This window comes from Marinobacter sp. SS21 (assembly GCF_028369065.1).
In the GTDB taxonomy this organism is placed as follows: Bacteria; Pseudomonadota; Gammaproteobacteria; order Pseudomonadales; family Oleiphilaceae; genus Marinobacter.
Genome location: NZ_JAQNDA010000001.1, coordinates 258,312 through 283,705, shown reverse-complemented (window position 1 = coordinate 283,705; position 25,394 = coordinate 258,312). Strand labels below are relative to the sequence as shown.

The 25,394-nt window shown below is 62.6% G+C and carries 25 protein-coding genes; 10 read left to right on the top strand and 15 right to left on the bottom strand.

The features are described from left to right. Positions 1-13: 13 nt before the first annotated feature. Genes N6L25_RS01280 through N6L25_RS01270 form a run of 3 tightly spaced genes read right to left on the bottom strand, consistent with a single transcriptional unit; the run spans position 14 to position 2,486 of the window. Positions 14-1,222 (bottom strand): acyl-CoA dehydrogenase family protein, encoded by a 1,209-nt coding sequence (locus N6L25_RS01280; protein ID WP_271977218.1) that lies wholly within the window; start codon positions 1,220-1,222, stop codon positions 14-16. A 32-nt stretch (positions 1,223-1,254) separates the two neighbouring features. Beyond that, positions 1,255-1,698, bottom strand: coding sequence for a PaaI family thioesterase (locus N6L25_RS01275; RefSeq protein WP_271977415.1), 444 nt, complete (start codon positions 1,696-1,698; stop codon positions 1,255-1,257). A 2-nt stretch (positions 1,699-1,700) separates the two neighbouring features. Continuing rightward, positions 1,701-2,486 (bottom strand): SDR family NAD(P)-dependent oxidoreductase, encoded by a 786-nt coding sequence (locus tag N6L25_RS01270; protein ID WP_271977217.1) that lies wholly within the window; start codon positions 2,484-2,486, stop codon positions 1,701-1,703. A gap of 149 nt (positions 2,487-2,635) precedes the next feature. Here N6L25_RS01270 and N6L25_RS01265 point away from each other — a divergent pair, with 149 nt between their 5' ends. Next, positions 2,636-4,225, top strand: a complete 1,590-nt coding sequence (locus N6L25_RS01265) for a class I adenylate-forming enzyme family protein (protein WP_271977216.1) — start codon at positions 2,636-2,638, stop codon at positions 4,223-4,225. A gap of 19 nt (positions 4,226-4,244) precedes the next feature. Here N6L25_RS01265 and N6L25_RS01260 read toward each other — a convergent pair whose 3' ends face one another. Then, positions 4,245-4,982, bottom strand: a complete 738-nt coding sequence (locus tag N6L25_RS01260) for an enoyl-CoA hydratase-related protein (RefSeq protein ID WP_271977215.1) — start codon at positions 4,980-4,982, stop codon at positions 4,245-4,247. Positions 4,983-5,171: 189 nt separating this feature from the next. Here N6L25_RS01260 and dctP point away from each other — a divergent pair, with 189 nt between their 5' ends. The 4 genes from dctP to N6L25_RS01240 all read left to right on the top strand — a co-directional run bounded on the left by dctP (position 5,172) and on the right by N6L25_RS01240 (position 8,900). After that, positions 5,172-6,218, top strand: a complete 1,047-nt coding sequence (dctP, locus tag N6L25_RS01255; protein WP_271977214.1) for a TRAP transporter substrate-binding protein DctP — start codon at positions 5,172-5,174, stop codon at positions 6,216-6,218. Between the two features lie 83 nt (positions 6,219-6,301). Continuing rightward, entirely contained in the window at positions 6,302-6,847 is a 546-nt protein-coding gene (locus tag N6L25_RS01250) for a TRAP transporter small permease subunit (RefSeq protein WP_271977213.1), read from the top strand. Continuing rightward, positions 6,844-8,154, top strand: a complete 1,311-nt coding sequence (locus N6L25_RS01245) for a TRAP transporter large permease (RefSeq protein WP_271977212.1) — start codon at positions 6,844-6,846, stop codon at positions 8,152-8,154. Before N6L25_RS01250 ends, N6L25_RS01245 begins: the two co-directional genes overlap by 4 nt. Positions 8,155-8,327: 173 nt before the next feature. Further along, entirely contained in the window at positions 8,328-8,900 is a 573-nt protein-coding gene (locus N6L25_RS01240) for a hypothetical protein (protein WP_271977211.1), read from the top strand. Between the two features lie 54 nt (positions 8,901-8,954). On the opposite strand, the gene N6L25_RS01235 is transcribed toward N6L25_RS01240, so the two are convergent. The 4 genes from N6L25_RS01235 to folE all read right to left on the bottom strand — a co-directional run bounded on the left by N6L25_RS01235 (position 8,955) and on the right by folE (position 13,775). Further along, the gene (locus N6L25_RS01235) at positions 8,955-10,352 is read right to left on the bottom strand and encodes a sodium-dependent transporter (RefSeq protein ID WP_271977210.1); all 1,398 of its coding nucleotides are present in this window, start codon (positions 10,350-10,352) and stop codon (positions 8,955-8,957) included. 166 nt (positions 10,353-10,518) lie between these two features. Next, positions 10,519-12,090, bottom strand: a complete 1,572-nt coding sequence (locus N6L25_RS01230; RefSeq protein WP_271977209.1) for a methyl-accepting chemotaxis protein — start codon at positions 12,088-12,090, stop codon at positions 10,519-10,521. Between the two features lie 146 nt (positions 12,091-12,236). Beyond that, positions 12,237-13,103, bottom strand: coding sequence for an EamA family transporter (locus tag N6L25_RS01225; protein ID WP_271977208.1), 867 nt, complete (start codon positions 13,101-13,103; stop codon positions 12,237-12,239). A 30-nt stretch (positions 13,104-13,133) separates the two neighbouring features. Continuing rightward, positions 13,134-13,775: a GTP cyclohydrolase I FolE gene (gene folE / locus N6L25_RS01220; RefSeq protein WP_271977207.1), complete on the bottom strand. Its 642-nt coding sequence runs from the start codon at positions 13,773-13,775 to the stop codon at positions 13,134-13,136. 215 nt (positions 13,776-13,990) lie between these two features. Here folE and N6L25_RS01215 point away from each other — a divergent pair, with 215 nt between their 5' ends. Next, positions 13,991-15,439, top strand: a complete 1,449-nt coding sequence (locus N6L25_RS01215; RefSeq protein ID WP_271977414.1) for an MATE family efflux transporter — start codon at positions 13,991-13,993, stop codon at positions 15,437-15,439. Here the strand turns inward: N6L25_RS01215 and N6L25_RS01210 are convergent. Beyond that, positions 15,418-16,419 (bottom strand): GGDEF domain-containing protein, encoded by a 1,002-nt coding sequence (locus N6L25_RS01210; RefSeq protein WP_271977206.1) that lies wholly within the window; start codon positions 16,417-16,419, stop codon positions 15,418-15,420. The genes N6L25_RS01215 and N6L25_RS01210 overlap by 22 nt on opposite strands. Before the next feature lie 281 nt (positions 16,420-16,700). Here N6L25_RS01210 and N6L25_RS01205 point away from each other — a divergent pair, with 281 nt between their 5' ends. Further along, the gene (locus N6L25_RS01205; RefSeq protein WP_271977205.1) at positions 16,701-17,825 is read left to right on the top strand and encodes an HD-GYP domain-containing protein; all 1,125 of its coding nucleotides are present in this window, start codon (positions 16,701-16,703) and stop codon (positions 17,823-17,825) included. Here N6L25_RS01205 and N6L25_RS01200 read toward each other — a convergent pair. Both N6L25_RS01200 and N6L25_RS01195 read right to left on the bottom strand, forming a co-directional pair. Next, the gene (locus tag N6L25_RS01200) at positions 17,805-18,065 is read right to left on the bottom strand and encodes a DUF2798 domain-containing protein (protein WP_271977204.1); all 261 of its coding nucleotides are present in this window, start codon (positions 18,063-18,065) and stop codon (positions 17,805-17,807) included. The genes N6L25_RS01205 and N6L25_RS01200 overlap by 21 nt on opposite strands. A gap of 133 nt (positions 18,066-18,198) precedes the next feature. Then, positions 18,199-18,627, bottom strand: coding sequence for a CBS domain-containing protein (locus N6L25_RS01195; RefSeq protein ID WP_271977203.1), 429 nt, complete (start codon positions 18,625-18,627; stop codon positions 18,199-18,201). A 395-nt stretch (positions 18,628-19,022) separates the two neighbouring features. Here N6L25_RS01195 and N6L25_RS01190 point away from each other — a divergent pair, with 395 nt between their 5' ends. After that, the gene (locus tag N6L25_RS01190; protein WP_271977202.1) at positions 19,023-19,193 is read left to right on the top strand and encodes a hypothetical protein; all 171 of its coding nucleotides are present in this window, start codon (positions 19,023-19,025) and stop codon (positions 19,191-19,193) included. A 163-nt stretch (positions 19,194-19,356) separates the two neighbouring features. Here the strand turns inward: N6L25_RS01190 and N6L25_RS01185 are convergent, their stop codons facing one another. Further along, positions 19,357-20,268 carry an alpha/beta fold hydrolase gene (locus tag N6L25_RS01185; protein WP_271977201.1) on the bottom strand — a complete coding sequence of 304 codons (912 nt, stop codon included), beginning with the start codon at positions 20,266-20,268 and terminating at the stop codon, positions 19,357-19,359. Positions 20,269-20,466: 198 nt separating this feature from the next. On the opposite strand from N6L25_RS01185, the gene N6L25_RS01180 reads away from it, so the two are divergent. Both N6L25_RS01180 and N6L25_RS01175 read left to right on the top strand, forming a co-directional pair. Further along, positions 20,467-21,822 carry an alanine/glycine:cation symporter family protein gene (locus N6L25_RS01180; RefSeq protein ID WP_271977200.1) on the top strand — a complete coding sequence of 452 codons (1,356 nt, stop codon included), beginning with the start codon at positions 20,467-20,469 and terminating at the stop codon, positions 21,820-21,822. A gap of 155 nt (positions 21,823-21,977) precedes the next feature. Continuing rightward, a complete protein-coding gene (locus tag N6L25_RS01175; protein WP_271977199.1) occupies positions 21,978-22,631 on the top strand; it encodes a peroxiredoxin in 654 nt (217 codons plus the stop codon). A gap of 82 nt (positions 22,632-22,713) precedes the next feature. On the opposite strand, the gene N6L25_RS01170 is transcribed toward N6L25_RS01175, so the two are convergent. The 3 genes from N6L25_RS01170 to N6L25_RS01160 all read right to left on the bottom strand — a co-directional run bounded on the left by N6L25_RS01170 (position 22,714) and on the right by N6L25_RS01160 (position 25,255). Continuing rightward, a complete protein-coding gene (locus N6L25_RS01170) occupies positions 22,714-23,496 on the bottom strand; it encodes a MetQ/NlpA family ABC transporter substrate-binding protein (protein ID WP_271977198.1) in 783 nt (260 codons plus the stop codon). An 86-nt stretch (positions 23,497-23,582) separates the two neighbouring features. Further along, the gene (locus N6L25_RS01165; protein ID WP_271977197.1) at positions 23,583-24,248 is read right to left on the bottom strand and encodes a methionine ABC transporter permease; all 666 of its coding nucleotides are present in this window, start codon (positions 24,246-24,248) and stop codon (positions 23,583-23,585) included. Continuing rightward, positions 24,248-25,255 carry a methionine ABC transporter ATP-binding protein gene (locus tag N6L25_RS01160; protein WP_271977196.1) on the bottom strand — a complete coding sequence of 336 codons (1,008 nt, stop codon included), beginning with the start codon at positions 25,253-25,255 and terminating at the stop codon, positions 24,248-24,250. The genes N6L25_RS01165 and N6L25_RS01160 overlap by 1 nt, the downstream gene beginning before the upstream one ends. Positions 25,256-25,394 lie beyond the last annotated feature (139 nt).

Sequence of the window (25,394 nt, the reverse complement as noted above, 5' to 3'; positions counted from 1 at the left end):
GGTTGGCCTCCGTTTATTGGTCGCGGTACTGGCGCAGTTCGAGTTTGGCCACCGAGTCCAGATGGACCTCATCGGGACCGTCCGCCAGCCGCAGGGTGCGGACCTTGGCCCAGGCCTCTGCGAGGAAGCTGTCCTGGCTGACGCCGGCACCGCCATGGACCTGGATGGCGCGATCGATCACCTTGAGCGCCATGCTCGGGGCGATGACCTTGATCATAGCGATCTCCTGGCGGGCCACCTTGTTGCCGACGGTGTCCATCATGTGGGCCGCCTTCAGGGTCAGCAGTCGCGCCTGTTCGATCTCGATACGGCTGCGGGCGATGTCCTTGCGGATGGAGTCAAACCTGGACAGCGGCTGGCCGAAGGCTTCGCGGGCATTGGCGCGCTGGCACATGGCCTCCAGCGCCCGTTCGGCGACGCCGATGGTGCGCATGCAGTGGTGGATGCGGCCCGGACCCAGGCGGCCCTGGGCAATCTCGAAGCCGCGACCCTCGCCCAGCAGGATGTTGCTGACCGGCACCCGCACGTTGTCGTAGTGAATTTCGGCATGGCCGTGGGGGGCGTGGTCGTAGCCGAACACGGTGAGGGGGCGGATCATGGTGACCCCCGGGGTATCCAGCGGCACCAGGATCATCGACTGCTGCTTGTGTTTCTCGGCGCTGGGATCGGTCTTGCCCATGACGATGGCGATCTTGCAGGTGGTGGTCATGGCACCGGAGGACCACCACTTGCGGCCATTGATGACGTACTCATCGCCCTCGCGACGGATCTCACAGGCGATGTTGGTGGCATCGGAAGAGGCCACGTCCGGCTCGGTCATCGAGAAGCAGGAGCGGATCTCCCCCGCCAGCAGCGGTTCCAGCCACTGCTTCTGCTGCTCTTTATTGCCAAAGCGGGCGATGGTCTCCATGTTGCCGGTGTCCGGCGCGGAGCAGTTGAACACTTCCGGCGCCATGTGAGAGCGTCCCATGATCTCGCACAGGTGGGCGTACTCGACGTTAGTCAAACCCGCGCCGTACTCGCTCTCGGGCAGGAACAGGTTCCACAAGCCGGCCGCCTTGGCCTTGGCCTTCAGCGCTTCCACGATGGGCAACGGCGCCCAGCGATTGTCGGCCTGCTCCAGTTGCTGGTGGTGCAGGTGTTCGTTGGGGTAAATGTACTGATCCATGAAGTCGATCAGTTGCTCCCGCAGCCTGATCGCACGCTCGGAAAGTTCATACATGGTGAATGCCTCTGATGGTTGCTTGCGGTGCCTCAAACGGGCACGCCTTCGGGTTGGTCACTGCCGGTCCGGGTGCGAAAAGTGCCTTCGCTGATGGCCAGCAGGTTGCCAGCGGCGTCATGGACCTCGCCGGTGCAGTTGTAGATACGCCGTCCACCGGCCCGCTTGCGGCCGGTGACCCGGATCACCCCGCCGGAACACTGGCCGGTGAAGGTGATGGTCATGGACAGGGTGATGGCCTTGCGAATGCGGTTGGGATAGGGGCAGTAGGTGCCGGCCTGGGCCATGGCGATGTCGAGCAACGCGGACAACACGCCGCCATGCACCACCCCGGCCAGGTTGAGGTGATCCGCGTGCAGCGACAGATCGATCACCGCGCAGCCATCCTCCCAGGACACCTGGCGGTAGCCAAGGGCGCTGTGAAAGCCGCCCAGCTCACTGGGCGCCGGCTTCATCTTGGGGTCGTCGAGCGTCATCATCACACTTTCATCCCCGGCAGATTCAGCGACGCGGTGTTACCGCCATCCACCGGCAGCGCCTGGCCGGTGATGTAGCTGGCGTCATCGCTGGCGAGAAACAGAATGGCGGCGGCGATTTCTTCCGGCACCCCATAGCGGCGCAGCTCACAGCGGGAACCCAGCTTGTGGGCTTTTTCCTGGGCCCGGGCGTAATCGAAGATTTTCTCGGTCATGCCGGTTTCCACCAGGCCGGGACAGACCGCATTGACCCGCACATTGTCGCCGCCAAGGTCGCAGGCAGCGGTCTGCGTCAGATTGATGACCGCCGCCTTGGAGGCGCTGTAAGCGTTGCCGCCGGCGCCGGAACGAATGCCCGCCACCGAGGCGGTATTGACGATGGCCCCGCGCTGACGGCCCTGCATGTGCGGTGCCACATGTTTGGTGAACAGCAGGGTGCCGATCAGGTTGACGTCGAGAATCCGCCGCCACTCATCGACCTGCTGTTCGGTGACCGGTGGGTGCGAGCCGGCAATGCCGGCGTTGTTGCACAGCACGTCAATCTGACCAAAGGTCTCGACCACCTCCGCCACCAGGCTCGCCGCCGCGGCTTCATCCGCCACATCCATGACCCGGCGCACCGTGGCGGTACCCTCCGGCATCAGGCTCTCGGTGCCCACCAGCCCCGCTTCGGAGCGGTCCACCAGCACCACCCTGGCCCCTTCCTGGGCCAACCGTACCGACGTTGCCTGGCCAATCCCACTACCGGCGCCTGTCACGATGGCGACCCGACCCTCAAACCGTTTCATTGCAGCGCCTCCTCAGGTTGTCGTTGCTAACGCGAATCACACGCGCCAATTTCGGAAAGAAAAATTAATTTGTCATGGATTAGCGGATTGGGTCAAGATAAACGAAAGTCTATTTCGCTAGATAAAATCAACAAACAGGAATCGACAGAATGAAACCATTATCAGAGACACTCATTAATTACGCCCCCGCCCTTAGCGGCGAGACCCTGACCCCCATTGGCCAGCAGATCCAGGCCTACGCCTGCAGCCAGCCGGACAAGCCCGCGCTGATCTGCGGCGACGCCAGCTGGTCCTGGGCCGAGCTGGTGCGCCAGGCCAATCGCATTGCCAACCGGTTGCGAGGCGCGGGACTGGAAGCGGGCGACACGGTCGCCGGCCTGTCGGAAAACAGTGCCGACTATGTCGCGCTGTATCTGGGCACCCTCATCGCCGGCGGCTGCATGGTGCCGCTGTCCGGCATGGCCAACGGTGAGACCCTGGCACTGATGATCAACGACTGCGACAGCCGCTGGCTGTTTGTCTCCCGGCGCAACGACAGCCTGCTGCAGGAGGTGCAGGGCCAGCTCGCGCGGGTGCCCACCGAGCACTGCATCGGCCTGGATTACCGGCCGGCAACCAGCGAGTGCAATCTCGACGACTGGCTGGCCGGGGTCGGCGACCATGGCGAGCAGACGCCGGTGACCCTGGATTCGCCGTTCAACCTCATCTACAGCTCGGGCACCACCGGCACCCCCAAGGGTATCCTGCACGACTACCGCTTCCGTTCCCGGCAAATCCGCCGCATGGGCAGCTACGGTCTCAATGGCGACGCCATCAACCTGGTGTCGACACCGTTGTACTCCAACACCACCCTGGTGTCGGTCTTGCCCACCCTGTTCCACGGCGGCACCCTGGTGCTGATGGCGAAGTTCGACGCCCGGGAATTCCTGCAACTGGCCCAGCGTTTCCGGGTCAGCCACGCCATGCTGGTGCCGGTGCAGTTCCAGCGCATCCTGGCGGTGCCGGACTTTGACGAGTTCGACCTGTCCAGCTTCCGGCTCAAGCTCTGCACCAGCGCACCGCTGCGCGGTGAGGTGATCGAGCAGGTGATGCAGCGCTGGCCCGGCAACCTGCGGGAAGTCTACGGCCTCACCGAAGGCGGCATTTCCACCAGCCTCGACTGCGCCGCCCACCCGGACAAGTGGGATTCGGTGGGCACCCCCACCGAGGGTTCACAGGTGCGCATTCTCGATGAGGCAGGGCGGGAACTGCCCCGCGGCGAGATTGGCGAGATCGTGGGACGGGCCGGGGCGATGATGCGGGGCTACTATCACCGTCCCACACAGACCCAGGACATGCTGTGGACCAGCCCGGAGGGGGATACCTTCTTCCGCAGCGGCGATATGGGGCGGCTGGATGAGGACGGCTTCCTGTATATCCTTGATCGCCGCAAGGACATGATCATTTCCGGCGGCTTCAACATCTACGCGGCGGATCTGGAGCAGGTACTGCTGACCCACCCGGCGGTGGCCGATGCGGCGGTGATCGGCGTCCCCAGCGAGCAATGGGGGGAGACGCCGCTGGGCCTGGTGGTCCGCCGCGCCGATGCTCAGACCCGGGACAGCGAGCTGCTGGCCTGGGCCAACGAACGCCTGGGCAAGACCCAGCGCCTGGCCGCGGTGGAACTGCGGGATGACTTGCCACGCTCCACCATTGGCAAGGTGCTGAAGAAGGAACTGCGGGCGCCGTACTGGGCCTGATCCGACGGCCCTGGCCCGGTTACCGGGCCAGCCGGGCCAGGGCCCGACGGCAATCCTCGGAGCGCAGGCGCGCGGCGAACACCTCCCGCTCCCGCGCCAGCGCCTCTCGCGCCAGCGGTTGCCAGGGCGCCTTCAGCAGGCGCTTGCTCGCCAGCAAGGCCGCCCGCGGTTTACCCGCCAGGCGGCCGGCCAGGGCCAGCGCCTCGGCCCTCGCCTCGCCAGCCGCCACCACCCGGCTGACCAGGCCACAACGGGCGGCCTGCGTCGCATCGAGGGTATCCCCGAACAACAACAAATCCGCCGCCGGGCGCGCGCCCAGGTGCAACGGCATGGTGACCGTGGAGGCGGCTTCCGGCACCAAGCCCAAGTCCACGAAGGCGGTCTTGAAGCACGCCGAGTCCCCGGCAATTACCGCATCGCAGTGCAACAGCAAGGTGGTGCCGATACCGATGGCCAAACCCTCAACGGCGGCGATCACCGGTACATCACAGTCCATCAGCGCCTCGATGAACGCCAGCCCGGCGGAGGGCTGGGGCTGTGGATCGCTGGCGCGGGCCCGGAAATCGTCCAGGTCGTTGCCGGCCGTGAACACGTCGCCGCGCCCGCTGATCACGATGGCGTGAACCTGCGCATCGGCGGCCGCCGCGCGGATGCCGTCGATCAGGGCCTGGTACATGGCCCGCGTAAGAGCATTTTTCTTCTCCGGCCGGTCGATCACCAGCTGTACATAGCCCTCGCCCGTTACGTTGCGAATCATTGCCTATCCTCAGTTTGTGGAAATGGACACCAGGCCCGGCCAGGGGGTGACCGTTTATCCATTAGGCCTATTGCAAAACCGGTCCCATGTGTTAGATTCAGGCTACAGCTTTCGTTCTGCAATTACTAGTTTTGCAGTGCGAAACTTAATAACCAAACAAAACAAGACACGAGTCATCGAGGTCCAGCAATGAACGCCTTTAGCACACTCCGTCAAAAACTCACGGTTTACGCCTCCGCTCTCACCCTGGGGATTGGCGCCGCCATCACCGCAGCCCCGGCCAGCGCCGAGGAAATCTTTACCTGGAAGGTTCAGTCCCACTGGCCCGGTGCCAGCAGCTCCTATGAAGACAGCCTGGTGCGCCTCAAGCGGTTGCTGGAAGAACGTACCGAGGGTCGCCTGGAGCTGCAGCTCCATGAGTCCGGCGCCCTGTTCAAACCCAAGGACACCTTCAATGCGGTCAGCCGCGGCATACTGCAGATGGGCACCATCTCGCCCTCCTATGCCCAGGACAAAATGACTCTGGCCGGCATCGCCTCCGGGCTGCCGTTTGCCTTCCGCAACGTCTGGGAAGCCGCCTACTTCCACCAGGGCCTGGGCTTCGAGCAGATGCTGCGGGACGAAGCCGCCCAGCACGGCGTCTACTGGGCCACCGACAAGGTGTACCCCACCGAAATGGTGGTCAGCAAACCCATCAACACTCTGGCGGACTTCAACAGCCTGAAGATCCGTTCCTCCGGTGCGCTACAAAGCTTCCTCACCGAGGCTGGCGCCGCCGCCTCCTACATTCCCGGCGGTGAACTCTACTCCGCGCTGGACTCCGGCATTGTCGACGGCGCCCACTGGGGCGCGGCCCAGGGTGCCGCCAGCATGGGCCTGTATGAAGTGGCCAAGTACCACGTTCAGCCGGCACTGAACATCGCCGGCACCGACGTCATCATCGTCAGCCAGCGAGCCCTCGACAAGCTGCCCGAGGACATGCAGGACATCGTCAGGCAGACCCTGGACGAGCAGTTCTGGTTCCGCACCAACGAGTACCTGTACAAGGAGCGGGTCGCCCTGGCCAACGCCATCGCCGAGGACGGCGTACAGATCAACACCCTGCCCGAGGAAGTGCAGGACCGCCTGGTGCAGACCGCCCAGGCCCGCTGGGACGCCGAAGGCGAACGCAGCGACCTGGCCCAGGAAGCCCTGACCAAGCTGAAGGCCTACCTGACCGAGCTCGGCTACCTTTAAAGGCATAGCGAGTCCAGGTGCCGGGGAGACTCGTCTCCCCGGCATTTCCCTTTGTCGATCCGCCAGATTGCCCGGAGTACACCATGAAAGCGTTACCAGCCTTCATGAGAGGGGTGACCCGTCTCAATGATTTCATCGGGCGCGGGATTGCCCTGTTGGTGTTCGCGATGTTCCTCTTCCTGCTACTGGAAGTAGGTTTTCGCTACTTGTTCAATTCGCCCACGGTGTGGACCAACGAGCTGACCCAGCTGGTGTTCGGGTTCTATGCCGTGATGTCCGGTGGCTACATCCTGGCCCACCGCGCCCACGTCAATGTCGATCTGCTACACACCCACCTGCCGCCCCGTGGGCGTGCGCTGGTGGATATCCTGACATCGTCGATGTTTTTCATCTTCACCCTGGCGCTGCTCTACTTCGGCGTCGAGATGGCAAGGGAATCCATCAACAGCATGGAAACCTCGTACTCCGCCTGGAATCCGCCAATCTGGCCGGTGAAGCTGGCCATTCCTGTGGCCACGGTACTGTTGATCCTGCAGGGCCTGGTCAAGCTGCTGCAGGACATCGCGGTGGCCTTTAATTTCAGCTACTACCAGCCGGAGGCCGAAGAGTCCGAAGGAGAGATGTTGTGAGTATTGAAATCCTGACCCTGCTGTTCTTCGGCTCGCTGTTGTTCTTCCTGTTATTGGGCCTGCCGCTGGCGTTCGTGCTGGGTGGCGTGTCGGTGGTGTTTCTCTATTTCACCTGGGGCTTTGACTCTTTCTATATGGTGTCGTCGCAGATCTGGGGCACCATGGGCAGCTTCACGCTGGTGGCGATTCCGCTGTTCGTGTTCATGGCGATGATTCTCGAACGCACCGGCGTCGCCAAGGATCTGTACCGCATGATGCACCTGTGGTGCGGTGGCCTGAAGGGTGGCCTGGCCATCGGCACGCTGTTTATCTGCGCGGTGTTTGCCGCCATGGTGGGCATCAGCGGTGCCGCGGTGGTGGCCATGGGCACCATCGCCCTGCCGTCGATGCTGGAGCGCGGTTATGACAAGAACATGGCGCTTGGCGTCATCAACACCGGCGGCGGCTGGGGCATTCTGATTCCGCCGTCCATCCTGATGATCCTCTATGCGCTGATCACTGGCGTATCGGTGGGCAAGATGTTTGCCGCCGGAATCCTGCCGGGGGTGCTGCTGATGGTGCTGACCGGCATCTACATCCTGGTGCGCAGCCACCTGCAACCGGAACTGGCGCCGGCGCTGCCAGTGGAGGAGCGGGCCAGCTGGGCCGAGAAGTTCCGCGCCCTGCGAGCGGTGATCCTGCCGATCGGCGTGGTCATCATGGTGCTGGGTTCCATCATCGGCGGTATCACCACACCCACCGAAGCGGCCGCCATGGGTGTGCTCGGAGCGTTGATCTCCGCCGCGGTGTACGGCCAGTTCAAGTGGCCGGTACTGCAGGAGGCGGCCATCCGCACCTTCAAGCTCACCGGCATGATCATGTGGATTTTATTCGCCGCCCACGCCTTCAGCGCCGCCTACCAGAGTATGGGCGCCCAGGCGTTGATCGAGGGCCTGATGGAAATGATCCCCGGCGGCCCCTGGGGCATCATCATCGCCATGATGCTGATCACCTTCCTGCTGGCGATGGTGCTGGATCCGGTGGGCATCATGCTGATCACCCTGCCGGTGTTCATTCCGATCGTGGAAAGTCTCGGCTTCGACCCGATCTGGTTCGGTATCCTGTTCGTGATCAACATGGAGATCGGCTACATGACGCCGCCCTTCGGCTTCAACCTGTTCTACCTCAAGGGTGTGGTGCCGCCCAGCATCACCATGAAGGACATCTATGTGTCGATCATCCCGTTCGTCATCGTCGAGATCATCGGCCTGGGCCTGATCATGGTGTTCCCGGAGATCGCCACCTACCTGCCGGATCTGTTCTTCTAGTCGGTCCCAAACACCCGGTCGTCGTCTGGCTTCGGGCTGGCGGCCGGACGAGGTTGTGCGGGACTGCGCCTCACTGTCCACATCGGCGGCTTGCCCACCGGCGTGGGGCACTCTATGGTTTAGGAACCCGGCTCTGGAGGCCGGTCCGCATTCAAAACCACGGAGAGTACACCATGCAATCATTTAGGGCGTCCGGCCTGTTATTGCTAATCTGGTCCGCCTTGCTGGCTGGCCCAGCCTCTGCCGAAACCCTGCCCGACCGCCAGATTCAGAACTTTATCGCCAGCCTGGTGGAGTTGAACGCCAAGGAGGAAGAGTTCGCCGACCTGAAGCTGGAGACGGCACAGGAGCAGGAAATGCCGGATTTCGAACACCTCATTTCCAGTTCCATCCGCAAAATGGAAGGGCATCCTGGCTTTCAGACGTTCAAGGACGTGATCGAGGATCACGGCTTTGACAGCCCTGCCCAATGGGGGGAAACCGGGGACCGTATTTTCCGGGCCTGGATGGCCATCGAGATGGAACAGCAGGGGGCGACGATGAATCAGGACATGGCCCGCGCAATGGCCGAAATCGACAGCAACCCCCACATGACCCAGGCTCAGAAAGACCAGATGAAAGCCATGATGGGCGGCGCCATGTCGGCCATGGAGCAGGCCCAACAGGCGCCAGCTGCGGATGTGCAGGCGCTGCGGCCTCATCTCGACGACCTGCGGGCCGCCACCGACGACGAGGACGCAAACTAGGCCCACAACGGCACGGCTCAACCCGCGCCACCCGAACCGCTCGGGTGGCCGCTATCAGGCCATCAGGTTGTAGACGAACACGATCACCACCGCGATCGGGGTGACGAACCGCAACAGGAACAGCCACAGCGACAAAGCGCCGCGAGTGAGGCTCATGTCCTGCGCCAGGGTTTCCCGGGCCACGAACCAGCCCACAAAAACCGCCGTCAGCAAACCGGACAGCGGCAGCAGCACGTTGGCGGTGAAGTAGTCCAGCAGGTCGAAGATGGTCTTACCCTCGAAACGCTCGAACATCGCCAGCGGGGCAACATCGGACCACTCATTCAGCGACAGAATGGAGGCTATGCCCAACAGCCAGCAGGCCAGCCCCACCAGGATGGCGCTGCCACCACGACCAATCACCAACTTCTCTTCCGCCCATTCCACCACCGGCTCCAGCAGGGAAATGGCCGACGTCCAGGCAGCGAATACCAGCAAGATGAAGAACAGGGTGCCGAACAGGCCGCCCAACGGCATCTGGCCGAAGGCCAGCGGCAGGGTCTGGAAGATCAGGCCGGGGCCCGCTCCCGCCTCGAGGTTATTGGCAAACACCACCGGGAAAATGGCCAGCCCCGCCAACAACGCCACGCCGGTATCCATGATGGAAACCGTCACGGCGGTACGGCCGATGGACACGTCCCGCCCCAGGTAGGAACCGTAGGCCATCATGATGGCCATGCCCAGGCTCAGGGTGAAAAAGGCGTGACCCAGGGCAATCAGCACCGCGTCGGTGGTGAGGGCGGCGAAGTTGGGGGTGAACAGGAAGCTCACCGCCTCGCCGAAATGGCCGGTGGTGGTGGCGTACCCCACCGCCACCAGCAGCAGCACGAACAGCGCTGGCATCAGGATATTCACCGCCCGCTCGAGACCGGCCTTGAGGCCCTGGGACACCACCAGGATCACCAATGCCATGAACACGCTGTGCCACAGTAACAGCTTGGACGGGCTGGCCAGCAGGTCACCGAAGATTTTGCCCACCGTATCCGCATCCTGTCCGGTGAAATCCCCCAGCGCGGCGTGGCCGACGTAGGAGGCGGCCCAGCCGCCAATGACCGAATAGAACGACAGGATCACGAAGGCCGCGATGACGCCGATAAAGGCGGAGATCCGCCACCAGGGCGAGCGACGATTGCGTTCCGCCATCAGACGCATGCTGGCAATGGGGTTGTGGCGGCCGCTGCGCCCGATCAGCACTTCCGCCATCATGATCGGAATGCCGATGATGGCGATACACACCAGGTACACCAGAACGAAGGCACCGCCGCCGTTTTCACCGGTGATGTAGGGGAACTTCCAGACGTTGCCCAGGCCCACAGCGGAGCCGGTGGCAGCAAGAATGAAGGCCAGTCGGGAGGACCACTGTCCGCGCTTGGCCTGCGCGGACGCTCCCGACGCCAGAGTGGAGTCAGTCATATTATTATCCTGTGGTAAGGCAAACAATCATTGCCAAGATTCGGGTTTGCCGCGCAACTGACTCCAATTGTGGGCGTCGTTGCCCGGCAATTGGAGCGAAATTTTGCCAGTACCGACCACAGGATGCTAGTGTCCCGGCGAAATACCGGCACTGGGAGCCGAGGCTTTATTGTCGGACGTTGAACCGCGCCACCAGATCCTTGAGCCCGGCGGACATGTCGCTGAGCTGGTCACTGAAGGATTTGGCCGACTCGGCCTTCTCGTTGCTGTGATCCGCCAGCTCGGCAATGTTGACCACCTGCTGGTTGATCTCTTCGGACACCTGGCTCTGCTCCTCGAACGCCGCCGACATGCTGATAAAGCTGTCGGAGATACGGGCGATGGAGGCGACGATACCCTGCAGCGCCTGCTCGGCGGCTCGCACTTTCTCCAGCCCCTGGCCCGCCACCTGTTCACCTTCGCCGGTGGCCGTCACCGCCTGGGCCACCTGGTCCTGGAACTGCTGAATGACCTCCTGGATTTGCACCGTGGATTCCCGGGTTCGGGCCGCCAGTGAACGGACTTCGTCCGCCACCACCGCAAAACCGCGGCCCTGCTCTCCGGCGCGGGCGGCTTCGATGGCGGCGTTGAGTGCCAACAGGTTGGTCTGTTCGGCAATGTCAGAAATCAACCGGGTGGCCGCACCGATGCTCTCGGTGGACTCCCCCAACCGGGTGATGGCCTGGCCGATGGCTCCGACCTGACCCACCAACTGCTCGATGGATGCCAGCGCCTCAGCGCTGAGCTGGCTGCCGGAGGCGGCGTGCTGGTTGGCCTCTTCCGCCACCCGGGCGTTGCCGGTCACGGTTTCGGTCACTTCCTGGATCGACACCGTCATCTCATGGATGGCCGACGCGGACTGATCGGTCTCCGCCCGCTGCTGGGCAATGGCCTCGGCGCCTTCGGTAATCAGGCGGTGGCTGTAACGGGCTTTCTCCCGCAGCTGTTCCGCCTGGTCCTCAATGCGGGACAAGGCGGTGTTGATCCGTGCCTGCTCACTCACCAGCACCAGGGCCAGTTGTGCGAACAGCCCCTGCTCGTCGGAGTAAGTGCGCGCTACCACCGGATCCCGGAAGGCATCCGGGCGCAAATTGATCAGCCGCTGCAGGCGGGCGGTGATCGACCCCAACAGCAGGCCGGCGCCCGCCAGATGCCCTACCACCACCAGGGCCGCGGCCCAGCCGGGCTGCTCCAACCCCAGCGCCACCAGGCTCAGCACCAACGACAGCAGGAACGGCCAGCCCGATTTGACGATCGACACCAGGCGACTGACCGCGCTGGTGGCGCGGGCACCGCGGGCAAACCGTTGGTACAGCCCCTCCGCCCGATGCACCTGATCCCGACTGGGCGCGGTGCGGACCGATTCGTATCCGATCATCTGGCCCCGTTCCCAGATCGGCGTGACGTAGGCGCTGACCCAGTAATGATCGCCATTCTTGACCCGGTTCTTGACCACGCCCATCCAGGGTTTGCCGGCGGTGATGGTCTCCCACATGCCCTTGAACACCGCCTGCGGCATGTCCGGGTGACGGATGATGTTGTGGGCCTGGCCCATCAGCTCGTCACGGCTGAATCCACTGATCTCGACGAACTCGTCGTTGCAGTAGGTGATCACACCCTTGAGGTCGGTGGTGGTGATCAGCCGGCCATCGTCACGCATTCGCACTTCGTTCTGGGTAACTGGTAAGTTCTTCCGCATGTTCCATTTTCCTGGGCGATAGAAGGACGCGCTCCAGCCTGGAGCAGGCAATCATGAGAGTCTCTCTTCTTTCGGAGATTCCATGAGCATAGTGTCGGCGTCAAGACCGAATACTTAAGGCCAAGGCACAAAATTTCGGCCCAGGCTCAGGTCGCCGCAGGGCTGAGCGGGCGAAAACGGGCATTCAACCAGAGCGAGCCGGCGATCACCACACCACCAATGGCCAACTGGAGCAGGTCGGCATCCCGGTTCCAGATCAACAGGTTGACCACCAGCCCCGCGGGCACCAAGGCGTTGTTCATCACCGCCAAGGTGCCGGCATCCACCAGGCAAGCCCCGCGATTCCACAGGAACAGTCCCAGCCCCGAGGCCACCAGCCCGAGCCAGGCCAGGATGCCCCATTGCAGACCCGTGCTCGGCAGCCGGGCGGGGTCGCCAAACACCAGGAACGAGGGCAACGCGATCAGCAGCGCCCCGAGGAAGAAATAACCGAAGGTGGCACGGGCCGCAAACTGGCCGGCGTAGCGCAGCATCAGGTGTTTGTAGCCCACCTGTCCGGCGGCGAAGGTCATATTGGCCAGCTGCAGCAGGCCAAAGCCGAGCAGGTAATCCTCGCTCAGACCGTCGAAACGGATGATGCCGGCGCCGAGGGTGGCAACGGCGGCCGCCACTAACGCCACCGGCGAAAAACGACGATAGAAGGCGTCGTCGATCAGGGTGACATAGAGCGGGGTGAAGATGGTGAATAACAGCACCTCGGGGACGCTGAGGTAACTGAACGATCGGTACAGACACAGGTAAGTGACACCAAACTGCAGCGCGCCGACCGCCAAGGTGCCCAACCGGAGCCCGGTAGGTACACCACGCCAGCGCAGCAGCGGCAGGAACACCAGGGCCCCCAGTACAACCCGGCTGAGCACCGCGAAATCGCTGTCCACCCGCCCGGCCAGGAACTCACCGATCAGGCTGAAGGAAAACGCCCACAATAACGTTACCAGAACCAACAACTTCATGGTGCCTTCCCCCGTTGATCAGACGAGACACTAGTTCGCCAGGAATTCCCGGCGCCGGTCCCGGTCGCTCTTGAAAACCCCGCCCAGGGCCATGGTGTCGGTCTCCGAGCTGACGTCCATCACCCCGCGGGCCTTCACGCAGTAGTGGGTGGCCTGAATCTGTACCGCCACGTCGTCAGTGCCCAGCAGTGTCTGCAACGCCACCAGGATCTGGTGAGTCAGGCGTTCCTGCACCTGGGGGCGCTGGGCGAAGAAGCGGACGATACGATTGATCTTGGAGAGTCCGATCACCTTATCGGCCGGGATATAAGCCACCCGGGCCAGGCCATCGATGGTGACAAAATGATGCTCGCAGGTACTGAGCACGGCCACGTCGCGCACCCGCACCATCTCATCCACGCCCATTTTGTTGTCGATCTGGGAGATCTTGGGGAAGTGCCGGTAATCCAGTCCGGAGAACACCTCATCCACGTACATGCGGGCGATGCGCTGCGGGGTTTCCCGCAGGCTGTCGTCGTTCAGGTCCAGCCCCAGCGTGGCCACCACTTCCGCCATCAGGCCGCCAATGCGCTCAACCTTCTGGTCTCGGCTCAGGACATTCTCGTTTAGCGGCGTTTCCAGTCCGCGCTCAATCAGGGCAGTCTGTACCGCCAGGGCTTCGGGGCTCAACATGATCGTTTCCGCTTGTGACAACCGGTCCGGACGGTGGCGCACCCGTTCCCCTGTGCCAGCAGAGGCCCGTGACCAATGGATGTCCGGAGTGTGACAAACCGGCTATTATCCACAAGCATCTTCCCTTATGCACGTAGGTAGCCGCCACGGGTTATCATTTCGGCTCACAATTTCACCCTTAGTCGTGCTATCTGGAGCCCTGGTCCGTGCAACCTTTGGACGAAACCCATCAGCCCATTCCCCAGAGCAGGCAGCCGCTGATGCACCGCACCCTGGCGGAATGGAAAACCCTGGCACTGCTGGGCGGCCCGATTCTGGTGGCGCAGCTGGCCCAGATGGCCAATGGCGTGATCGACACGGTGATGGCCGGCCATGCCAGCGCCGAGGACCTGGCTGCGGTGGGCATCGGCAGCAGTCTGTGGATGCCGCTGTTCCTGCTGTTCATGGGACTGCTGGGGGCGCTGCAGCCGATCATTTCCGGTTACCGTGGCGAAGGCGCCGTCAGCCGCATCATGCCTGCCACCTGGCAGGGCCTGTACATTGCGGTCGGTGCCGCGGTGATCATGATTCTGCTGCTGACCCACGTCCATCCGGTGCTGGCGCTGCTCAATCTGGACCCGGCCACCGCCCGCATCACCCAGGGCTATCTCGACGCCTTTGCCTGGGGCGTGCCCGCCATGTTGCTGATGACCGCATTGCGGGGGCTGACCGACGGCCTGGGGCACACCCAGGTGATCATGGCGTTTTCCCTGCTCAGCACCCTGCTCAACCTGCCGCTGAACTACATCTTTATCTACGGCAAGCTGGGCCTACCCGCCATGGGTGGGGTGGGGTGCGGTTGGGCCACCGCGCTGTCCAACGGGGTCGCGGCCATCGCGCTGCTGATCTACCTGAATCGCAGCCCCCGCTACCGGCGCTTCCACCTGCTCGGCGACTGGAGCCGGCCCGACCTGACCAACATCCGCTACATCCTGCGCATCGGCGTGCCCATTGGCTTCACCATTTTCGTTGAGGCCAGCCTGTTCTCGGTGATTGCGCTGTTTCTGGCCCCACTGGGACCGGTGGTGGTGGCGGGGCACCAGATCGCCCTCAATGTGGTGTCGCTGCTGTTCATGTTGCCACTGAGCCTGGGCATGGCGCTGACCCTGCGGGTCAGCTTCCTGATCGGCGCCCGTGCCCCGGACACCGCCCGGCTGATTTCCCGCAGCTCGTTGCTGCTGGCCAGCGCCATCGCCCTGGTGTTCGCCAGCCTGCTGTTTCTCGCCACCGACGCCATCGCCCGGCTCTATACCGGCGATACCGAGGTGCAGGCGGTGACCGTGTCGCTGCTGCTGTACGCCGCGGTGTTTCAGATCGCTGATGTCATTCAGGTCACCTGCATCAGTGCCCTGCGGGGCTACAAGGACACCCGCATACCCATGATGATCATGCTGTTCTCATTCTGGGGCCTGGGGCTGCCGCTGGGGTATGCGCTGACCTTTACCGACTGGCTGGTACCCGCCATGGGCGCTGCGGGATTCTGGATCGGGCTGACCGGCGGCCTGACCTCCGCCAGTTTGCTGCTGGGGACGCGACTGTTTTTGTTTGCACCGGCAGCGGAGGCGGGGGGCCCCTTCAACCCGCCGTCGCCACCGTCAGAGCCTCAGTCTGCCATCAGCGCCTGAGCCGTCGCGGGCGCACAAACCATACGGTCCCGACCGTCGGCCTTGGCCTGGTACAGCGCTTCGTCGGCGCGATCCAGCCAACGACTGGCATCGTCGTGCGCCTGCAACAGCGCTATGCCATAAGACACGGTGACGGGGCCGCCCGGACTCTTCAGTGACCGCCGCAGGCAGCGCTGCAGGTTGTCCATCACCGCCGGCAGCCCTTCGCCGTCCACCCCGGGCAACAGCAGCACGAACTCCTCGCCGCCGTAGCGGAACAACTGGTCGCTACAGCGAGTATTGGCCTGCAACAGCCCGACAAACTCCACCAGGACATCATCGCCGGCACTGTGACCGAACTCGTCGTTGATGCGCTTGAAATGATCCAGGTCCATCAGCACCAGAGCAGAGGAGACGCCGTTGCGGGCCCGGGCGGACACCGCCGCTTTCAATTCCTGATCCATGGCGCGGCGGTTTTTCACCCCGGTCAACGGGTCCAGGCTGGCCAGCTGCTCCAACCGCTGCCGCTGGTTGTCGTTGCGCAGGGCGAACACATAGGCACAGCAGCTGACCACCACGGCGGTGGTGGCAAACGACCACATCTGTTCCAACGACACGAACGCCGCACCGTGGAGCATCAATACGGCGAGGCCCAACAGGTTGATCCCTACCGCGACGCTGGCTGACGTCAGGAAAAAGCTGGTGATCAGTGCGGGGAACAGCCAGAACAGGCCGGTCTCGCCCATCAGCGTCGCCACCGCCACCGCGCCTGCGCAGGCCACCAGTGCCAGCACAAAACCACTGCGCTGGGTGTCTCCGGTGCGCCAGGCGTACACAACGGTGAGGCAGATGCCGGCAAGAATCGAGGTGTCCACCAGCCCGGCCAGCAGCGCGCCCTGGCAAAAACGGTACACGGCGAACGGAGTGATGCCCACCACCGCGCAGGCTCCCAACAAACTGATTATGGAAAGGCGAAAGTTATTGCGAAGCCGGTAAACCATGCCGGGCGTCCATGTACTTGCGGGTTGCGGAGTCGTTCAGCAAGCCCTGGAGTGTCTCTGCGCCGCCTGAACCCGGCGGTCTGCTTATCAAAAAAAGTCATGCCAAGCATAGCCAACCAGGCCCTTTTGGAAATCCCATTACACAAAAAATGACATTCTGTTCGATTATTTTTAGACCGGCTTCGCATTGCTACCGGCGGTGGCTAAAATCGGCTAGAGTAGCTAGGGAGTCGTTTTTCGGCTTGAAATCACGCGAAATCCATCACAGGCGAAGTAACGTCGTGCCCAATCTTGTTCGTGTCGCGCCTGGTGCGCTGATCGTTGGCAAGCCCCTGCCTTGGACAGTCTATGATCGCCGCGGCAACGTACTGCTGCGACAGGGCTATGTCATTCAGAATGATTCCCAGCTGGAGCTCTTATTCGAACGGGGCTTGTTCCAGCCCCGCAAGGAGACCCGCAAGGAAGAACCTGAGGTCTTCAACGATGCCCGCGAACGCAATCCGTTCACCGACTACCCACAGCTCCTGCAAACGCTGGAAATCACCCTGACGGCCATCGGCAATGGCCAGGACAACGCCGCCCCCCGCTTACAGGGCCTGGTACGACTGATCGACCGCATCTGCCGCGAAGCGCCGGACCCCTGCCTGGCCTTGGTGCACCTGTATTCGGTGGAACCCACCGCCTACGAGCAGACCCTGTTCTACGGGATCATTTGCCAGTTTGTGGCCAGCGAACTGGGTCTGGACGAAACCCGTACTACCGCGTTGATCAGTGCCGCGCTGACCGCCAACATCGCGCTGTTGCCGTTTCTCGACAAGCTCAATGCGTCACCCCGCGGTCTGTCGGAGGAACAGCGCTCGGTGATCCAGAAGCACCCACAACTCAGCGCCCGGGCGCTGCAGCAGGCAGGCATCGACGACGCTCTGATGCAGCAGATTGTCCTGCAACACCATGAACGCAGTGACGGCAACGGCTACCCCCAGGGGCTGGCGGGCATCGCCATCCTGCCTGAGGCACGCATTCTGTCTTACGCGGAGCACTACATTGCCCTGATCACCCGCCGCGCCTACCGCGAGCGGCGCAGTGTCACCGATGCCATGCACACCCTCCGCCTCAGCCTCAATGAGAGCCCGCGTCCGCAGGTTGGCCAGGCGCTGCTGAACGCCCTGACAGAGTATCCCCCCGGCTGTTTGGTGCGGCTGGCCAACAATGAAGTGGCGGTGGTGACCCATCGCCCGGTTAGGCACCTTGGCCCCACCGCCCAGGCGATCATTGGCGCCAAAGGCGATCGCTATCCGGGTTCGTTCCAGCGCGACTGCAGCGAGCTGGACTTCAATATCCGGGCGCTGGAACAGCCCGAAATCATGCCCTCCATGGATTTTGGCTTACTCTGGGGGTTTCGGTAACCCGCGATCCAGGGTCAGGCCGGTAAGGCGATGGGCCAACGGGGAAACCAGCGACACCAGGGGAAAGGCCACCGCCCAGGCAATCAGGAAGGCCCCCATCCAGCGGGCGGGAAAACCGGTATCCATCCCGGTATTGACGAACGTCACCACCGCCGACATGCACAGCGACATCAGCCCCGACATGTAAAACGCAAACACCAGATGACGCAGTTTGCGGTGATGGTTCACGGAGTTGGTCATGGTCTCCCCCTTGCAGGTTTTGCAGGCCCTGGCGCGGCCGCGGGTTCCGGCTCACGCCTATTAATTAGGAGACTAAGTTCTACCAGATCACCTCACCCGATGAGATACGTGTAAATACGGCCCTGGCCGCAAGTCACTCGGCCTCGGCGTATTTTGGCAGCTCCATGCCACAACCCGCCTTGGCCAGTTGCTCCAGAATGGCGGTCCGGGTCACGATTCCCACCAGCCGTTCATGATCCACCACCGGATACACCTTCGGCTTGCCGGCCCCCAGGTTCTGGGCCAGATCAACGATGGCCATTTCCGGGGTGACGGTGACCGGTGCCCGGAACATCACATCGTCAACGATGGGATCGCCTTCACAATGGTAGCTACTGACCAGCAAGGCATGGATACAGTCCTGTTCAGAGACAAATCCCAGCACTTTCCGGTGATCGTCCACCACCGGAAGGCCGGATACGTGATTGCTCAACAGCGCCTTCACCACTTTGGTCAACAGCGTGCCGCAGCGGATCGGCTCGATGTGATTCCACATGACATCGGATACTTTCAGCGAACGCATCTTCTGCAACCTCCCCTCCCGTTGCCTGACACCAGATCATCTGGTCCGGCACAGAGTTACGATTTCTTCTGATTCTCCCCTTTACCTTAGGCAATCCAGACGCAATGCGGTAGTGAATCTTTGCACACCGAAACCGCCGACGGACCAGATTCTAGATACACGTCTCACTTATTGTTCAAGAAAATCAGTGTGGCTACGTATTGCCGCCAATCGATCACTTATTATACAGTTGCGCTGCGTGGCGGAGCTTCCCGCCGCCCGTTCCTGAAGCTCCTTCGGGACGACGTTATCACCCCCAAACAGACACTACGAAGACCAACGAACGCATCGTTCAATCCAACCACAGGAGCCGGATGCGGACTCCCGGTATAACTCGTCAGTAACGGAGGTAATCCATGCAACTGAACAACCTGACCATCCGCTTCCGCCGCAAGCGGGCCGCAACCACCGAAACCACCCCGCAGCCCCAGCCGCTGGCCCTGGGTCGGCGTCAGGCAATGACCCTTGAATCCCTGAACCGTGCCGCCCACAGTCGTAGCCTGAAGTCGGTCATACGCGCCCGCTGAGACCATCGCCACCGAAAACAATAACCGCCACGGAGGCTTGTGCCCGTGGAGACGCAACGCTGATGACCAGCCCGACCATCGTCCGGCTGGTCATGTTCGTTGTGGCGAAGCAATACCGTAGCGAATCTATAGGTTGCGCGCGTCGCCGCTGCAGACCGCCACCCTAGCCCTGGCTCGCCAGCTCCAGGCCGATCCGTGCGAAGTCCGCCAACAGCGGTTCCGGCAGGTCATGCCCAAGACCCTCGATCATTTCCAGACGCGCATGGGGAATCAGATACTTCAACTGCGTCGCCGCCACCGGTCGTACCAGGGGATCTCGATTGCCGTGGATAATGGCGGTGGGAACCCGGATCTGCCGGGTGAATGCCGACAAACTGCCCGTGGCCAGAATCGCCCGGGTCTGGCGCAGGATGCCCGCCGGGTGGTAGCTGCGCCGGTAGTTGCTGACCAATCGCTCCTTGACCACCTGTTCCTGGGGCGGATACCCGGGGCTCTGGATCGCCTTCCAGAACGTCAGCGACCGCTTCACCACCGACGCTTCATCGTGCCCCTTGGCCCCCACGCCCGCCAGTTTCCAGATCAGTTTAGGGTGGGGCATCGGCAAGCGCGGGCTGTTGGTGGAGGTCATCATCAGGGTGACACTGCCAACCCGCTCGGGCCAGCGCGCCGCCACCAACTGACTGATCATGCCGCCCATGGAGACCCCCACCAGGTGCGCCCGCTCAATCGCCAGGGCGTCCAGCAGGCTGCGCACATCCACCGCCATATCCTGCAGGGTATAGGGGCCTTGTACCGGCAGGCCCAGCCGATGGCGGGCCATGACCGCCAGCGGGTGCCCCTCCAGTCGATCGGTGAGCTGGGACGACAGGCCAATATCCCGGTTGTCGAACCGGATCACTCGGTATCCCGCCTGAACGTAGGCATCCAGCAGGGCCTCCGGCCACAGCGTCATCTGCGCGGCCAGTCCCATCACAAAGAGCACGGCCTCTCCGTCTGGGTGGCCGCGACTTTCCACACAGAAGGTCAGGCCATTGGCCTGAACCTGACGGATCTCGGGTTCGGAAAATTGGTTCATGGCGTAACTTCATGCTGATGATTCAGCCTTCAGCGTACCGCAACTGGCAGAGTTTCCATAAACCCTTCCGCCACGGCTCCGAGGCAAATCGGTGAATCCGTCACTGGGCGCATTTACAGGTTCCGGATCTCGTCTAAACTCAAGGAGTTAACTCGCTCAGCGCAATCAGCGAACGATCCCAACCGTCTGGAGCAAGCCATGGAAGCCATCGCAAACGTTATTGCAAAGATCAATTCACTGGCCTGGGGGCCGCCCATGCTGGTGCTGATTCTGGGGGTGGGGCTGTTCCTGAGCATTGGTCTCAAATTCATGCCGATCCTGAAGCTGGGCGCGGGCTTTCGCCTGATGTGGCAGGGCCGTACCGGCGCCGGGGAGGAGGGTGAAATACCACCGTTCCAGGCGCTGATGACCGCCCTGTCCGCCACCGTGGGCACCGGTAACATTGCCGGGGTCGCCACCGCGGTATTTCTGGGCGGGCCGGGCGCGCTGTTCTGGATGTGGCTGACCGCACTGGTGGGGATGGCCACCAAGTACTCCGAGGCGGTGTTGGCGGTCCGCTACCGGGAGGTGGACGAGCGCGGCGCCCATGTCGGCGGTCCCATGTACTACATCCGCAACGGCCTCGGCGTCAAGTGGGCCTGGCTCGGCGTGCTGTTCGCCATCTTCGGTGCCGTCGCCGGTTTCGGCATCGGCAATACGGTGCAGGCCAACTCGGTGGCCGACGTGCTGGCGACCAATTTCGGTCTCGCCCACTGGCTGTCGGGCGTCATTCTGATGATTCTGGTGGGACTGGTGCTGATTGGCGGCATCAAGCGCATCGGCCATGTCGCCAGCGCCCTGGTGCCGTTCATGGCGATTTCCTATCTGCTGGCCGGACTGCTGGTGCTGGCGATCAACGCCGCCCAGATCCCAATGGCGCTGGAACTGGTGTTCACCCATGCCTTCAGCCCGATAGCCGCCCAGGGTGGCTTCGCCGGCGCGGCGATTTGGGCCGCCATCCGCTTTGGGGTGGCACGGGGCATCTTCTCCAACGAGGCCGGCCTGGGCTCCGCCCCCATTGCCCACGCCGCCGCCCAGACCAAGAATCCGGTCACCCAGGGCATGGTGGCGATGCTCGGCACCTTTATCGACACCATCATCATCTGCTCCATTACCGGCCTGGTGATTATCACCTCCGGCACCTGGACTACCGGTACCGAAGGCGCCTCACTGACCTCCTTGGCGTTCGCCGATGCGCTCCCCGGCGTGGGTAATTACGTGGTGGCCATCGCCCTGGCGATCTTTGCCTTCACCACCATCCTGGGCTGGTCGTTCTATGGCGAGCGGTGCATCGAATTCCTGTTCGGGGTCAAGGCCATAGTGCCCTACCGCGTGCTTTGGGTGGCCGCCATCTACTTTGGCGCCACCTCGGAACTCAACTTCGTCTGGCTACTGGCCGATACCCTCAACGCCCTGATGGCGGTACCCAACCTGATCGCGCTGGCGCTGCTAAGCCCGGTGGTGTTCAAGCTGACCCGCGATCACTTCGAACAACAACGGCAGAGCGGGGGTTGAGCGCAGCCCGGACGCTGGCCCAGCCGGCGTCCGTCAACTCGACCACCCGCGATGTCACCAAGATTCGACAAGCCGACTACACTTAACAATGAAGACCGTCTAAAAATGGGCCGGCAACTTCTGCACCGGCGTCTGTTGAGTAAGGAGAAAGCCGTATGAGTTTACGTTTGGGAGATATCGCACCGGATTTCGAGCAGGACACCACGGAAGGCCGGATTCGCTTCCACGAGTGGTTGGGGGGCAGTTGGGGCGTGTTGTTTTCCCACCCCGCTGACTTCACCCCGGTGTGCACCACCGAACTGGGTCTGACTGCCAAGCTGCACAAGGAGTTCGCCCGCCGCAATGTCAAACCGATTGCGCTGAGCGTGGACACGCTGGAGTCCCACAAGGAATGGGTGCATGACATCAACGAAACCCAACACTGTACGGTGACCTTCCCAATCATTGCCGACCCGGATCGCAAGGTCTCCGAGTTGTACGACATGATTCACCCCAATGCCGACGACACCCTGACCGTGCGCTCGCTGTTCATCATCGACCCCCAGAAAAAAGTGCGCCTGATGATCACTTATCCGGCCAGCACCGGGCGCAATTTCAACGAGATCCTGCGGGTGATCGATTCACTGCAGTTGACCGACGAACACAAGGTCGCCACCCCGGGCAACTGGGTCAAGGGCGAGCATGTTGTCATCGTGCCGTCGCTGCAGGACGAGGATGAAATCAAACAACGCTTCCCGCAGGGCTACAAGGCGGTCCGCCACTACCTGCGACTGACGCCCGATCCAGACAGCAACTGGAGCGGGGAGTGATCACCGGCTAGATAAAAAAACCGCTCGCACCCTCGGGCACGACCGGTTTTTTTTTAACTGACGGCAGGTGTTCGATTCGAAATCAGAACGCCGGCACCACGGCCCCCTGGTATTTCTCCTGGATGAAGCTCTTGACCGCATCGGAGGTCAGCGCCTGCGCCAGTTTCTGCATGGCGGCGGACTCCCGGTTGTCTTCCCGGGACACCAGGATATTGACGTAGGGAGACTCGGCGCCCTCGATCACCAGGGCGTCGGCCGCCGGGTTCAGCCCCGCTTCCAGCGCGTAGTTGGTGTTGATCAGGGCCAGATCGACCTGGTTCAGCACCCGCGGCAGGGTCGCCGCTTCCAGCTCATAGAACTCCAGCCCCTTCGGATTATCGGCGATGTCCCGTGGGGTGGCGGTGATCTTGCCGCTGTCGGCCAGGGTGATCAACCCGGCCTGCTGCAGCAGCAACAGCGCCCGGCCACCGTTGGTCGGATCGTTGGGAATCGCCACCGTGGCACCGTCTTCGAGGGCGTCCAGCGCGTTGATCTTGCTGGAGTAAGCGCCAAACGGCTCGACGTGCACACCCACCACACTCACCAGGCTGGTGCCTTTACCGGCGTTGAACTCGGTCAGGTAGGGCTGGTGCTGGAAGAAGTTGGCGTCCATCCGCTCCTGCGCCACCTGAATGTTGGGCTGGACATAGTCGGTAAAGACTTTGACCTGCAACTCGACACCGTCGGCCATCAGCTGCGGCTTGACGAACTCCAGGATCTCAGCGTGGGGCACTGCGGTGGCGGCAATGCTGAGTTTATCGGCCGCCTGGACGACGGAGACCGCCGCCAGGGTGGTCAGCGCCACCAGAAGCTGCTTCAGTTTCATATCCTAACCTCGTTGTTTGGATGGGTTGTACTGGGTTGAGATGCTCGGTAATCCGCGGTGATGGACGGTGGTCAGTGCCACCGGCATCAACGGCGGCTGTAATACAGCACCAGCCGGTCACCGGCCATCTGCAGTAACTGTACGAAGATCACCAGTAACGCCACGGTAATCACCATCACGTCAGTCTGGAATCGTTGATAACCGAAGCGGATGGCCAGATCCCCAAGACCACCGCCGCCCACTACACCGGACATGGCGGCATAGGACACCAGGGTGATGGCGGTGACGGTGACGCCGGCAATGATTCCCGGCAGGGCTTCCGGCAGTAGCGCGCCAAAGATGATCTGGCGAATGTTCGCGCCCATGGCCTGGGTGGCCTCGATGATGCCCCGGTCCACCTCCCGCAGTGAGGTTTCCACCAGCCGGGCAAAGAAGGGCGCACCCCCCGCCACTAACGGCGGAATCGCTCCGGCAACGCCAAGGGAGGTACCGATCATCATCACCGTCACCGGAATCATCACAATCAACAGGATGATGAACGGCACCGAACGCAGCACATTGACCAGGAACGACAAGATGGCATAGGCCGCCGGCTGTTCCAGCAGCTGACGCTTGCCGGTGAGGAACAGCAGTACTCCCAGCGGCAAACCGATCACCACGCTGAACAACAGCGACAGCCCCACCATCACTAGGGTGTCCCAGCTGGCCCAGCCAATTTCCACCCAGTCCACATTACTCAGCAAACTGTCCATCAGCGCATCACCTCCACGTGCACGTCCGCCGCCTGGAGTGCCGCCATGGCCACCGCCAGGTCCCCCCCCACCAACGACAGGGTCAGCTGGCCATAGGGGGTCTCCTTGATGTGATCGATCCGGCCGGAAAGGATGCTGAAATCGACCCCGGATTCCCGCGCCACCCGGCCCAACAGCGGCTTATAGGTGGCTTCGCCGCGGAAGGTCAGCCGCAGGATACGGCCTTCGGCGTGGGCCAGGTCTTGCTGCAGCTCCTGACGATCGATGCTTTCGCTCTCGAACACGAAATCCCGGGTGGTGGGGTGCTGGGGATGCAGGAACACATCGCTTACCGGCCCCATCTCAACCACCCGACCGGCGTCCATCACCGCAACCCGGTCACAGACCCGGCGCACCACGTCCATCTCGTGGGTGATCAGCACAATGGTCAGCCCCAGCTCCTGATTGAGGTCCGCCAGCAGACGCAGCACCGATTGGGTGGTCTGCGGATCGAGGGCGCTGGTGGCCTCGTCACACAGCAGGATACTGGGGCCACAGGCGAGGGCGCGGGCAATACCCACCCGCTGCTTCTGACCGCCAGACAGCTGCGAGGGGTACTTGTGCGCGTGGTCGTTCAGACCAACCCGCGCCAGCAGTTCCCGCACCCGTTCGCGGATCTGCCCGCGGGAGTAAGTGCCCGCCAGCCTCATCGGGAAAGCGATGTTGTCCGCCACCGTCTTCGACGACAGCAGGTTGAAGTGCTGGAAAATCATGCCCACCTTGCGGCGAAAGGCCCGCAGCTGGTCGGCGCCGTAAGCAGTGACGTTGTCACCATCAATCAGAATGCGCCCGTCTGAGGGACGTTCGAGGAGATTGATCAGCCGCACGAGGGTGGATTTGCCGGCGCCGGAGTGGCCAACAATGCCGAATACCTCGCCGGCCGAGATGGTCATACTGGTGGCATGCAGTGCAGGGATCGCCCGACCGCCCACCTCGTAAGACTTCTGGACCTGATCAAATTCAATCACGGAGCAGCCTTGTGAGTGCAGCGTTAAAACGCGCAATTATAGACCAATCCGCCGGCAAAACCCGAATGCCGGGTGTTGTTGAAAGCCACTATAGCCAGCTGTTGACACAGCCGGGGGTACGCTACACTGCAAACAGACG